This is a genomic window from Olegusella massiliensis (assembly GCF_900078545.1).
GTDB lineage: Bacteria > Actinomycetota > Coriobacteriia > Coriobacteriales > Atopobiaceae > Olegusella > Olegusella massiliensis.
In genome coordinates, this window is record NZ_FLLS01000002.1 from 1706228 (window position 1) to 1718419 (window position 12192).

The following is a 12192-nucleotide window of genomic DNA, read 5'->3' on the forward strand; positions in this document are numbered from 1 at the left end:
GCCTCTCATTAAAAGTTTAATTGTGGTAATACATGTGGTGCTCAAACTTTGGTTCGCAGCAGACATTAATGCCCAGCTGACGATAGGTGGCTTCATCTGCCGCGCTGATAATCACCGAGAAATAGGCCGTGAGACCTTTGAGATCATCTGCAGCAGCAATAGTTTGCGCAGCGAGAGGATTTGAAGGCGAGCTCGAAGACAGCGCAATTAACATCTCGCCTGCAGAAAGCAAGGTATTGCTGCTATGCAGATAATCTTTTTTGAGTGCACGGATAGGAGCTAAGGCTTCATCGCTGACAACATAGGTCTCATCGGGTACACCAGCAAGGTTTTTAAGCGAGTTGAGCAACAAGGAGGCAGCAGGATCAAGCAGATCACCGCGTTTGCCCGTCATCACTTGTTTGTTGGGAAGAGTCATTGCACCTGCAGGTAGCCCTGAATTCTCTTCACGGTCAAGACAGGCCCGATGGGCAGGATCATAGTCGACCGTGATGTCCGCTTTGCTCATGAGAAGTTCGAGGTTTGCTAAGGCATCACGACCCATACCCGTACGACGTACTTGTTCAGCAGTATTGAAATAACGACGTACAATTTCATGTTTTGCTGCAGCGCAGCACACTTCGTCATCATTGATGCAATAGCCAACCATATTGACGCCCATATCGGTTGGTGAACGATAGGGACTCTCACCCAAAATTTGATCAAGCATTGCTTTGAGTACGGGGAAAGTTTCTACATCTCGATTGTAGTTGACGGTTATCTGACCATAGTTATCCAAGTGAAAAGGATCGATCACATTGCGGTCATTGAGATCTGCTGTTGCAGCCTCATAGGCAATATTGACCGGGTGAGCTAGAGGGAGGTTCCATACAGGGAAGGTCTCGAATTTTGCATATCCTGCATTTACACCATGAAGGTGCTCGTGGTAAAGCTGGGAAAGACAGGTTGCAAGCTTACCAGAGCCAGGACCAGGAGCAGTTACCGCAACGATAGGCCTACTGGTCTTGACAAAGTCATTTTTGCCAAATCCCTCATCGCTGACTACATAAGACATATCTGAAGGATACCCATCAATGAGATAGTGGTGATAGACCGTCACACCCATTGATTCAAGTTTCTTTTGGAAGGCGTCAGCATGAGACTGACCGGTGTAGTGAGTGATAACAATGCTTTTTGCTAAAAAACCGCGCTCATGATAGGCGTCCAACAGGCGCAATACGTCATCATCATAGGTAATGCCTATGTCACTGCGCCGCTTGCCACCTTCGATATCATTAGCATTGGTAACCAATAAAATCTCTGCATCTTCAGCCAACTGCGTCAACACGCGCAGCTTGGCATCTGCCTCAAAGCCAGGAAGCACTCGAGTTGCATGATAGTCGTCAAAGAGCTTACCGCCGAACTCAAGATAGAGTTTGCCTCCAAAATTGGAAACACGATCACGAATGCGCTCTGCTTGGATGCGTACATATTTTTCATTGTCGAAACCGATTTGCATGTAACTGCCTTCTTTGCACTTGCGCCTACATTTACTGTGGCGCACGCAGAGGCGGCGCCTTTACAATGATGGCACAATCAAAGCAAAAGTGAACGATTTTTCTTAATTCGACCAAAGTACTCAGATAATTCTAATTCTGGGATTGGATTGTCATGTGATGGGGGAGAGTAGTTCACAGGCGCTAGAATAAGAAGAGCCGTCAATCAGGATGAAGGGATTTTCATGGAGAGCTTCGAAACAACTATTGAGAGTAGCTGCCTTAACGAAGATCTTGATGTCATTGTCTACGGCAGTGGCGGTACTCCCTTCATTGTCTTTCCTTCTTTTGATTTTTCAGCGGGTAGTTGGGAAACGGGCGGGATGATTGATGCCCTTTCAGAGCTTATTGAGGCAAAAAAGATTCAACTCTTCTGTACTGATTCGGTAGATGGCTCGAGCTGGTATGCTCGAAGTGCTGATTTGACATATCGTTCGGATCGTCAAAAGGCTTTTTTAGAGTATGTTCAAACTGAACTCCTCCCGTATGTCAAAAAAACGAGTCGCTCACGGAGAAAACCGCTTTTAGTAGGTTGTGGAGCAGGCGCCACCAATGCCGCTGCCACTCTTTTGAAACAACCGAGCCTGTATGGCGGACTACTTGCATTGTCTGGCGCGTTTGATGCACGCTTTTATTCCGATGGTGCCACTACTTTGGATTGGTTGTCGTGCTCACCTATTGACCTCATGCAAGACTTAACAGCAGCTCAGCTCAAACAACTTAATGATATGCCCCTCGCTTTTATCTGCGGCCAATCTCCTGACGAGACAGGTGCTGAAACGATGCGCCATATGGATGAGCGTATGGCTGAGCTCGGCATTCATGCAAGTTTTGAATACTGGGGTTTTGACGTTAATCACAGCTGGTACTGGTGGAAAAAAATGGCTTGTGAGCTTGTGCCCGTAGTACTTGAGCGCGCGGGTCTTGCCAAACGTCGTCAGCTGAGCCTCAAGGCTTTGGCAGATGCTGCAAACGCTAAATTAGACGACATGAAGGCAAATGCTCAACAGCGGTGTGAAGAAGAGCAGTTCGCCGAGCGCCGCCTTGAGAGCATCAGGGCTGAGATCAAAGAGAAAACCGAACGTGCAGATACAGCTGCCGCAACCGCCAAAGATGCTTGGGATAAGCGTAATAAGACTGCGGCTTTACTTGCCTCACTTGATCAAAAAGCAAGTGCACTCCAAGCAGAAGCAGATGCTGCAGTAAAATTTCAACATGAAGCTGAGTGGTTTGCAGGCGAGGCACGTAATAATCTCAAGATGGCAAGTACTGCTCGTCTTGCGGCAGAAGCGCGTGTTTCTGCAGCACAAGAGGCTGCAGATTTGGCAAAATCCAATCTTGAGCAAGCTGAAGCATTAGTTTCTCGCTTACAGAAAAGAACGACCGTAAAGAAAAAGGGGGCTAAAAAAGCTTAAATGCTAGTATTAGTACGTTGCACACTGCAAGGTTGGAAGGTAAATAGTCGTTGAAACCGAGTGAGCACTCCGTTTTGCAAAAGCGGACTGAAAAAATTAAGACTCGCATTGACCCAGATACTGCTCATGCACAGATGGCTGGTGCTTTGATAGCAGAGGTGGGTACTCCTGACAACCCAAGCAGTCAGATTTTTACCCTTGCAAATGTCATTACTTTTTGTCGTCTACTGCTGACAGTAGCGTTTCTTTTTCTTTTTGTACGTGGCAACAATCGCTTATTGGCGCTACTTTGCTATGCCATAGCTGCAGGTACAGACTTCTTGGATGGACAAGTTGCCCGGCGCACCCATACGGTAAGTTGGTTGGGTAAAATCATGGATCCCATTATGGATCGTGTCTTGCTTTTTACCGGTGTATTGGGACTTATGATTACTGGTGAGTTACCTTGCTGGATTGCACTTTTTGTTATAGGTCGTGATGCTTATTTGGCGCTAGGCGCTATTTGGCTGCAACGTTATCGCCGTCGTCCGATTGATGTCGTTTTTATTGGCAAGGTCACTACAGCTCTCTTTATGCTTGGCTTTTGTGGCCTGCTCATCGGTGTGCCACATGTGCCAGGCATAGGACTGTTAGAGAGCGTTTATCTTCCGGGTCTGGGTACTCAACCGGCGGTATTGAGTATCTGGCTCGTATATGCAGGCGTTGTTTGCTCTACTATCACTGCGATTATTTATACCAAAGAAGGTCTTTTCTTTAAAAGAGAAAGTCTTGCAGGGCGGGATGTTGAGTCGGCAGAGTCCAATGCACGTGCTCGTAAGGCGCTGAAGAAAAATGGATAAATCAGCTATTACTTCTGTAGCAGAACTCGCAAGTTTTTTGCGTACTGAACACGAATTGCTTGGAGCTCAGTTTGAGTTTTTTGAAGAGCTTGAAAGTGAGTTACCTATAGCCTATGCAGGAGTTGATGAGACCGCTGCCCTACGCACGGATATTGGTCTTATAGATTTGTCTGGCATGAGTGTGACTCTTATTGCAGGTCCTGTAGCACAGGCTTTTATTGAAATGGTTTGCGCAGGTAGAAGGCTTGCGGTAGGGGAGGCTTTATTTGAGCCTATACTTGCTGGGGATGCTTCACTCATAAGCATTCCTTTGCTTTTGCGTACGGGGGATAGCGAATACTTACTTTGCGATGTATCTTCACGCGCATCTCTTCTTGATGCATGGCTGCATTTTATTGCCACAGCCCAGCAGAATGATAGCGCGCCTTTTAAAGAAATACAGCTTGAGGATGCATCTTTTAAGCTTGTCCCACTTTTACTGGCGGGACCTGGAGCAAACTCAGTGTTGTCTGACTATCTTGCAGGAGAAGTTCCAACTACAGGACAGGTACGCAGCCTTGAACTGGACAAAATACGCTGTCTGGTCACGTCTTTACCCAAGCCGTTTGATAAGGCATATCTCGTCATGGTGCCGCCTCACTATGTTCGTGTACTCTGGCGTAGTTTTTTATCGTTTACACGAGTCCATCCAGTGGGAAGAACGGCACTCTTTGCACAAGCAGAGCAGATGATGCCCTGGGTTTCTTGGCTGCACTCAACTGAGCGTATCAAAAAGTCAGCTCACGAATTACAGACCCTTAATCTACTTCGTCAGGAATCAGATTTTATTGGAGCTCGTGCGCTGGACTAAGGTATGACAACGAGAGCCATTTTTGCTCCAGTAAGCGGACAGTTTTCATAAAATATTTCTTAATGAGTGCAAGTAGCGCTACTATAGATAGTGGTTTTTTATGACTTGCTAGTATTCACCTATTGAAGGAGTAACCCATGCAGAATCCGCGACCGAATGAAATGGGCGCCACAGAAATATTCCGCATGCCATCGCCTGATTCAACTGCTCCTGATTTGCTTTCTGACGCCAATGCCGGCAGACCCATGTTATCTATTGTTAAGGGTCCTCAGACTGGAGCTCAGTTTATTTTGACGGATGACACAACTACTCTTGGTCGTGACCCTTCAAATTCTGTCTTTCTTAATGATATGACCGTTTCTCGTCACCACGCACGCATTGATTTGCGAGGCATGGCGTCAGGTTTTGCCACAATCGAGGACTTAGGCTCGCTTAATGGCACGTGGGTAGACGGCGCTATTGTCAATAAAGCAATGCTTAAAGATGGTTCAACTATTCAAATTGGCACCTTCCGTATGATTTTTCATTCCAATGGAGGCCGCCAATCTAGGATTGAAACCGGAGCATAAGCATGGCTGATGCCGGTTATCTGACAATCGGTAAAGTGGTAAAGCGGCTTCAGTCGCAATATCCCGACCTGTCTGTTTCGAAGGTTCGCTATCTTGAGGGTGAAGGTCTGCTTAACCCAGCGCGTACGCCTGGTGGTTATCGCCTGTATTCTCAACATGATGTACATCGTCTTGAAAAGATATTGTATTTGCAAAAGTCGCGTTTTATGCCACTTTCCATTATCAAAGAGCAGTTTGAGCAGGGGATAGAAGATAGTTCTGCCAAAATCCAGCAAAGCGAGATGAACGTTATTCCCTTAGATCAGGATCGCCCCGAGGATATTGAAAAACTTCATCCTATTGAGCGTATGCCTGAGCTTTGTGGTGTAAGCGCTGGTTTTGCGCAGCAGCTCGCTGAGGCGGGCGTTATCAAGCTATCCCGATCTCCTCATGGTCGCGATTTGGTAGATGGACACGATCTTTCCTTGATTCGTGCCTGTGACCGCCTTCGTCACTATGGTATGGAAGCCAAGCATCTGCGTATTTATGTGCAGGCAGCTCGTCGTGAAAGTGGGATGTTGGAGCAGGCTTTAGTTCCTTATGCGCACCGTGGCAGTATCGATGCGCCTCCAAGTGATGCAACCCGTAAGCAATTTGCTGAGGCTCTTAACGAAATGATTCAGCTTACCGATATGGTGCGCGATGAGCTTTTGCGCCATCACATCAACAATGCATATAAAGAAATGTCAGTCTCAGCTATAAAAAGAAAAAGTTAAATCGGGTATCTGTAGCACAGATGAAAGGAACCATTATGTCTGACTTCGATCTTGAAAGCCTTGTCATCGATATCCCTGATTATCCCGAGCCCGGTGTAATCTTTAAGGACATCACACCTTTGATGGCTGATTCCCGCGGTTTGGCGATTTCCATTGATCGTATCGTGGATCACTTCATTGGCAAAGGCATCACCAAGGTCGTTGGTGCTGAGGCTCGTGGTTTTTTGGTCGGTGCACCTGTAGCATACCGTCTCAAGGCGGGCTTTGTTCCTGCTCGCAAGCCTGGCAAGCTTCCACGTGCAGTCTACTCTCAACAATATGCGTTGGAGTATGGCACCGATGAGCTTCAAATTCACAAAGATGCAATTACTGAAAGCGATAAAGTTCTTATTGTTGATGATTTAGTAGCAACTGGCGGTACTGCTGTGGCCACAGCCAAGCTTGTTGAACAGTCAGGAGCCAAGGTTGTGGGATTCTCTTTTATTCTAGAGCTTGCATATCTAAATCCTCGTGAGACCATTGCCGCTCAATATAGTGACGAGGTATTTACCCTGATTCAGGTCAGGTAGCTTAGAAAATTTTATGGGGCTTCTTGCATAACGCTATAATTAGCTAGATTCGTGTTGCGACTTTTGTCGTAGCGGAGCTATGAATATTAAGGATTTGAGTATGGACATCAAGCACAAGGCAGTTGTAGCTGGCCTTACAGTCGCCTTTGCGTTGGCCACTATGAGCCCTTTTGCGTTTGCTGCACCTAGTGCTGCTGATTTGAATACTGCCCAGGCTAAACTTGAGAGTTTGGGCGGAGAGCTTGCTTCAATTCAAAGCGATCTTGACGCTCAGGCAACTACGCTTCAGCAGACCCAAACGGATATCGCAAAAAAACAGACACAGATTGACTCGACAAAAGAGGATCTCAAATCAGCACGCAAGGTTTTGGGCAATCGTATGCGCTCAAATTACAAAACTGGTGGATCCAGTCTTCTTTCGGTGCTTCTTGGCTCTGAGAGTGCAGAAGATCTCATCTCCAACATCTATATTGCAGACCGTATTGCAGATCAGGATGCTGCAAACATCTCTGCTGTGCGCGATCTTGAGGATCAGCTCAACAAAGAAAAGTCTGATCTTGAGTCCAAAAAGGACGATCAAGAAGCCAAAATTAAGAAAACTCAGCAGCGTGCTGATGAATACTCTTCCAAGGTCGCTGCAGCTCAGGAATACTATGATTCCCTAAGCGCCGAGGTCAAAGCACAGCTTGAAGCCGAAGCTGATGCGGAAGAAAAACAAGCTGCAGAAACAATTTCTAAGGGTGGCACGGTCAAAAAGCAAAGTGGTACCTCAACAGCGGTTGGTGCTATCAAGGATTACAAGCAGCAAAACAATTCTCACGTTCAGAATAAATCTGCGGGCAAGTCCGAAACAAAGAACAAGACCAACAAGTCTAAAGACTCTAACACCAAGACGCCTTCCAAGAAGGGTAGCGGTGGACATGCCTATAGTGGCGGCGGTTTGAGTTCTGCTTATTCTGCAATTGGTTTACCTTATGTCAGTGGTGCTACTGGTCCCGATAGCTTTGATTGTTCTGGTCTTGTTTGCTACTGCTATGGCTATGCCCGTGGTCGTACTACCTATGACATGATTGATTCACTCAAGGCTTCTGGCGATTGGCATACCTCAATTTCTGAGCTTAATCCTGGTGATCTTGCCTTTACTAGCTCAGGTCACGTGGGTATTTATGTTGGCAATGGCGTCTTTATTGATGCACCGAGTCCGGGCCGTACCGTAACACAGCGTTCTATGTGGTCTTTCATTGGAGGCGGACCCTACTAGGATGTCTGAAAATCAGCATTCTCCACTCATAATGAGACTCTCCTCTGAGCATCAGCTTACGCTGGTCGGGGAGGGTCTTTTGGTAGGCGCTTTTGGCGGTATTATTGTGACGCTATACCGTCTTTCTTTAAGCTTTGCCGAAAAGATGCTCAGAGCCTATATAACTGCTATGACAGGCAATTTTGTGGGGATTGTTGGATGGATTTTTATACTCATTCTTATCTGTTTTGCTGTCTGTAGGCTGATGCTTTGGGAACCGTATACCCAGGGCTCTGGTATTCCTCAGACCGATGCTGAGGTGATGGGGCGCATCAATATGCCTTGGCACCGCGTGCTTGGTACCAAGTTTATAGAAGGTACTCTCTGCGCATTGGCAGGTCTTTCTCTTGGTCGCGAAGGCCCCAGCGTGCAGTTGGGTTCGATGATAGGCAAGGCGGTTTCTCGCGGTCTACATCGTGGCAGGCAAGAAGAACGACTTCTTGTTACCTGCGGGGCTGCTGCAGGTATGTCTGCTGCTTTTAACGCCCCTCTTACAGGTGTGCTCTTTGCCCTTGAGGAGATTCATAAGGAATTTACGCCCACACTCATTTTGTCAGTTATGGCAAGTTCGGTTGCCTCAGACTTTTTGGTCTCGCAAATTTTGGGTGTAAAGCCTGTTTTGCAACTGATTTTTATTGGTAATCTTCCACATAGCAACTATGTCTTTGTCGTACTTTTAGGTCTCGTGTGCGGTGTATTTGGCGCACTTCACAACCTTGGAATGTTTGCCTGCCAAGAAAAGTTTTATGGCAAGATCATGACATGCCTGCCGTATACCCGCCTCGCTATACCTTTTGCCATGGTAGCCTTCGCGGCTTTTTTGGCACCAGATTTGATGTGCGGCGGTGATGCCATTGTTGAGATTTTCCAAACAAGCACTCTGTTGCCTTTGGGTACTATTGTCTTTCTGCTGATAGGTAAATATATCTTTACCACTATGAGCTTTGCTTCAGGAGCTCCCGGTGGCACGCTCTTTCCGCTGGTAGTGCTTTCGATGCTTGTGGGAGAACTGTATGGAGTAGTAGTTACTCAGTTTTTTGGTGTACCAAATAGTTATGTGGTGAACTTCGTGGTAATGGCCGTGGCGGGGATGTTTGCCGCGGTTGTGCAGGCTCCAGTTACGGGAGTCGTTCTTGCTTTTGAGTTGACTGGCAGTCTTGATGCTTTGCTTGCCGTTTCTATTGTTTCGATTATTTCTTTTGCAATTGCTCGTTCGCTACATGTTGATGCCTTTTATGAACATCTTCTCGCCAATCTGTTAGGTTCGACACCACGAGACCCTGACAAGACAGGGCTAGCGGGGGAGAAAGTACTGCACACTTATTATGTTGGCGCTGGCAGCATGCTTGATGGCAAGCGTATTCGTGACATTGTTTGGCCAAAAACTGCACGTATTGTTGCTATTACTCGCGCAGGTTTAGATATTATTCCGCGCGGAGATGTGCAGCTTTATGCAATGGATGAACTTCTTTTGATAATGAGTGTTGAAGATGAATTTGAGTCCCAAAAATGGGCTCACAATGTCTGTCGCGGATCTATTAAGCCTCGCACTACAAGCGCTCTGTCGTCAAAGGACAAAAACTAGTTTCATACGACTTGTCGTATTAGCCATTTTACAAATTAGCTCTTATATATAACAGGGGATCGCAAGCTTACAAAAGAGACTTTCTTTATAGTTGTTACTTTACATAATATATATTATCAGCTTTATATCCCAATCTAAGCTGTTAAAGATATAGAGAAGACCCCTTAGCTCACGTTTCATTGAAACAAGAAATACTAAGGGGTTCTATTGAAACTAACTATGAGTAATTAATCTGTTATATCGCTGCTTAACCTTCGACTGGCTGACCAAGATATGCTGACGCAGAGTTCACCGCAATTGCACCGTCTGCCGCTGCAGTAATTATCTGACGCAAGGGTTTTTGACGTAGGTCTCCTGCCGCATATAGGCCAGCTGTTTTGGTTTCAAGCCGATCATTTGTCACAACATAGCCTCTGGAATCAAGCTCAACCAAATCAGAAATAAGCTCGGTTGCTGGCACACGACCAACAAAGACAAAGACGCCGAAGCTACCTTCTGGGTAGGTTTCGGTCGTTTCCTCACCAGTTGCATTATTCCTGAAGGTAACAGAGCTGAGCAGCTGTCCCCCATCAACTCGGACAATACTAGTTAGGTACCTAATTGTAAGTTTCGGATTCTCATCTACAAGCTTCGCTACAGATGCCTGTGCGCGCAGATGATCCTTGCGAACAACAAGTACAACCTCGTCTGCAAACCTTGTCAAAAACAAAGCCTCTTCGCAGGCAGAGTTACCTCCCCCGATGATGAAGACTTTTTTGCCGCGATAAAACATTCCATCGCAAGTGGCGCAATATGAAACGCCATGACCTGCATATTTTTCCTCACCCTCAAAACCTGCATGTCGAGGGGTTGCACCGCCAGCGACAATTACGGTAGCGCTGTCATAATCAGCCTCGGGTGTATGTACAAGGAAGCGCCCCTCCCCTGTATGCTCAATGCCCTCAACAATTGACATCTCAATTGTTGCGCCCAAGTCTTCTGCTTGCTGTTGCATAGCATCAGTCAAAGTAAAGCCGTCAGTATGAGGGACACCAGGATAATTATCAATTTCACTTGTAGAAATAACCTGGCCACCAACTGCTTCTTGCTCAAGCAATACGGTGTCAAGCATGGCACGTTGCGCATAAATGGCAGCAGTCAAACCTGCAGGACCGCCGCCCACAATTACCATATCCTTTGTACGTGTTGTTGTCTCATTTGACATATCAAGCCCTTCTCTTACCCTCAAATTGAAGGCTGAATTATCACTGAAAGTAGGATACCCAATAAAAATAGATGCAAACAGCAGTTAATATAAGTTGATTTTAAAAACAGCAGGTAAAACAAGTTGCTTACATCTGGACGGCTCAAATTTGATATTTTTTGCGTCGCTATATTTTAAAAAGTCTAGCGCCAAAAAAGAGGTGCTGACCTGCGTCAACACCTCTTTTATAATAACTATTCTTTAGATGTAGCCTTTATTCCTTTTGAGAAGAAGAGCTGTGAGGCAAAATCAAGTTGAGCAGAATGCCTACAAGTGCCGAAGTTGCCATACCCGGAAGTGTGTAGTTGCCCATAGGGATGGTAATACCACTTGTCTCCATGCCTACACCTAAAATAATGACAACAGAAGCAATCATAAGGTTGCGATTATCATCAAAATCTACTTTATTGGTAACGAGCATATGTAGACCGTTACTCGCAATAAGGCCAAAGAGCAGCAAGCTTACCCCACCCATTACAGGGGTTGGAATAGAGCTAATGAGTGCTGCAAGCTTGGGACAAAAACCACCAACAACCAGCGCAAAAGCAGCTGCGTACCAAAAAACTTGTGTGGCATATACGCGAGTTACACTCATCACACCAATGTTTTCAGCATAGGTTGTAGTGGGAGGACCACCAAGAAATCCTGAGATAACAGTAGCAATACCATCACCTGCAAGGGATTGCGGTAGCATTTCGCGATAGTCGCGACCAACAATCTCGCCCACAGCCAAGAGGTGACCTATATGCTCAATGACAACCACCACAGCAACAGGGGCAATAAGTACAATAGCGCCCCAATCGAAGCTCGGATGAGTAAATGTAGGAAGTCCCAACCATGCCGCATCAAGTACCGGCGTAAAATCTACAAGCTTAATGAAGCAGGAGAAAATATATCCCACAATAATGGCCAGAAGAACTGGCATGGTACCAAATAATCCACCCATGCTCGAGAAAATGACGGCTGCTACCAGTGTTACCGCTGCGGCAATGGCGCCTAGTGCCACAAAAGAATCTGTAGAGGAATAAAGAGCCATTTTTACTGCTGTGGCAGATAGGCCAACACCGATAACAATCATGACCGAAGCGACAAGTACCGGTGGCAGTACTCTATCAAGCCAAGCAGTACCAATAATTTTGATAAGTAGCGCGGTCAGTAGGAACACCACGCCAGAGACCACAACACCGCTCATAACAGCATTGAGAGAGCCTGTGGTAGCTGCTACGGCAATGATAGGACTAATAAAGGCAAATGAGCTACCGAGATAGCTAGGAATCTTATTGCGGGTTACGAGAAGGTAGCACATGGTACCAATACCCGAACACATAATTGCAACCGAAGGTGACAATCCCGTAAGTGTAGGTACAAGCACAGTAGCGCCAAACATGCTCATCATATGCTGAATACCCAGAGGAATGGCACGAGCGGGAGCTACATGATCATCGACGGCGATAACTTCACGTTGTTTTGATGCCATACGACCTCCTTATTTAAAAAAGAGCCCGGATGCCCGGGCTCTTAACCTGCACTTG

General features: G+C 46.3%; 11 protein-coding genes. 8 read left to right on the forward strand and 3 right to left on the reverse strand.

Annotated elements, in window-relative coordinates; genetic code table 11:
- Positions 1 to 16: 16 nt before the first annotated feature.
- Complete coding sequence (locus BN4314_RS07730; protein WP_021735287.1) at positions 17 to 1498, reverse strand: DUF1846 domain-containing protein; 1482 nt, start codon at positions 1496 to 1498, stop codon at positions 17 to 19.
- 222 nt (positions 1499 to 1720) lie between these two features.
- Between BN4314_RS07730 and BN4314_RS07735 the strand changes: the two genes are divergently transcribed.
- The 8 genes from BN4314_RS07735 to BN4314_RS07770 all read left to right on the forward strand — a co-directional run bounded on the left by BN4314_RS07735 (position 1721) and on the right by BN4314_RS07770 (position 9417).
- Positions 1721 to 2950, forward strand: coding sequence for an alpha/beta hydrolase-fold protein (locus BN4314_RS07735; protein WP_068540685.1), 1230 nt, complete (start codon positions 1721 to 1723; stop codon positions 2948 to 2950).
- 74 nt (positions 2951 to 3024) lie between these two features.
- Positions 3025 to 3789, forward strand: coding sequence for a CDP-alcohol phosphatidyltransferase family protein (locus tag BN4314_RS07740; RefSeq protein WP_068540934.1), 765 nt, complete (start codon positions 3025 to 3027; stop codon positions 3787 to 3789).
- Entirely contained in the window at positions 3782 to 4639 is an 858-nt protein-coding gene (locus BN4314_RS07745; protein ID WP_068540687.1) for a hypothetical protein, read from the forward strand. Before BN4314_RS07740 ends, BN4314_RS07745 begins: the two co-directional genes overlap by 8 nt.
- 137 nt (positions 4640 to 4776) lie before the next feature.
- Positions 4777 to 5208, forward strand: coding sequence for an FHA domain-containing protein (locus BN4314_RS07750; RefSeq protein WP_021735522.1), 432 nt, complete (start codon positions 4777 to 4779; stop codon positions 5206 to 5208).
- A 2-nt stretch (positions 5209 to 5210) separates the two neighbouring features.
- Positions 5211 to 5963, forward strand: a complete 753-nt coding sequence (ftsR, locus tag BN4314_RS07755) for a transcriptional regulator FtsR (RefSeq protein ID WP_068540689.1) — start codon at positions 5211 to 5213, stop codon at positions 5961 to 5963.
- 35 nt (positions 5964 to 5998) lie between these two features.
- Positions 5999 to 6532: an adenine phosphoribosyltransferase gene (locus BN4314_RS07760; RefSeq protein ID WP_068540690.1), complete on the forward strand. Its 534-nt coding sequence runs from the start codon at positions 5999 to 6001 to the stop codon at positions 6530 to 6532.
- Positions 6533 to 6632: 100 nt separating this feature from the next.
- A complete protein-coding gene (locus BN4314_RS07765) occupies positions 6633 to 7793 on the forward strand; it encodes a C40 family peptidase (protein ID WP_068540692.1) in 1161 nt (386 codons plus the stop codon).
- Positions 7794 to 7824: 31 nt separating this feature from the next.
- The gene (locus BN4314_RS07770; RefSeq protein ID WP_232309738.1) at positions 7825 to 9417 is read left to right on the forward strand and encodes a ClC family H(+)/Cl(-) exchange transporter; all 1593 of its coding nucleotides are present in this window, start codon (positions 7825 to 7827) and stop codon (positions 9415 to 9417) included.
- Positions 9418 to 9664: 247 nt separating this feature from the next.
- On the opposite strand, the gene BN4314_RS07775 is transcribed toward BN4314_RS07770, so the two are convergent.
- Together BN4314_RS07775 and BN4314_RS07780 are read right to left on the reverse strand one after the other, a co-directional pair.
- Complete coding sequence (locus tag BN4314_RS07775; RefSeq protein WP_068540695.1) at positions 9665 to 10621, reverse strand: NAD(P)/FAD-dependent oxidoreductase; 957 nt, start codon at positions 10619 to 10621, stop codon at positions 9665 to 9667.
- A gap of 253 nt (positions 10622 to 10874) precedes the next feature.
- A complete protein-coding gene (locus BN4314_RS07780) occupies positions 10875 to 12137 on the reverse strand; it encodes a uracil-xanthine permease family protein (protein ID WP_068540697.1) in 1263 nt (420 codons plus the stop codon).
- Positions 12138 to 12192 lie beyond the last annotated feature (55 nt).

What these genes read in the sequence shown, in the direction of transcription:
- BN4314_RS07735 (WP_068540685.1), top strand. Translation starts at nt 1,721, where the DNA reads ATGGAGAGCTTCGAAACAACTATTGAGAGTAGCTGCCTTAACGAAGAT.
- BN4314_RS07730 (WP_021735287.1), bottom strand. Translation starts at nt 1,498, where the DNA reads ATGCAAATCGGTTTCGACAATGAAAAATATGTACGCATCCAAGCAGAG.
- ftsR (WP_068540689.1), top strand. Translation starts at nt 5,211, where the DNA reads ATGGCTGATGCCGGTTATCTGACAATCGGTAAAGTGGTAAAGCGGCTT.
- BN4314_RS07760 (WP_068540690.1), top strand. Translation starts at nt 5,999, where the DNA reads ATGTCTGACTTCGATCTTGAAAGCCTTGTCATCGATATCCCTGATTAT.
- BN4314_RS07745 (WP_068540687.1), top strand. Translation starts at nt 3,782, where the DNA reads ATGGATAAATCAGCTATTACTTCTGTAGCAGAACTCGCAAGTTTTTTG.
- BN4314_RS07765 (WP_068540692.1), top strand. Translation starts at nt 6,633, where the DNA reads ATGGACATCAAGCACAAGGCAGTTGTAGCTGGCCTTACAGTCGCCTTT.
- BN4314_RS07770 (WP_232309738.1), top strand. Translation starts at nt 7,825, where the DNA reads ATGAGACTCTCCTCTGAGCATCAGCTTACGCTGGTCGGGGAGGGTCTT.
- BN4314_RS07780 (WP_068540697.1), bottom strand. Translation starts at nt 12,137, where the DNA reads ATGGCATCAAAACAACGTGAAGTTATCGCCGTCGATGATCATGTAGCT.
- BN4314_RS07750 (WP_021735522.1), top strand. Translation starts at nt 4,777, where the DNA reads ATGCAGAATCCGCGACCGAATGAAATGGGCGCCACAGAAATATTCCGC.
- BN4314_RS07775 (WP_068540695.1), bottom strand. Translation starts at nt 10,621, where the DNA reads ATGTCAAATGAGACAACAACACGTACAAAGGATATGGTAATTGTGGGC.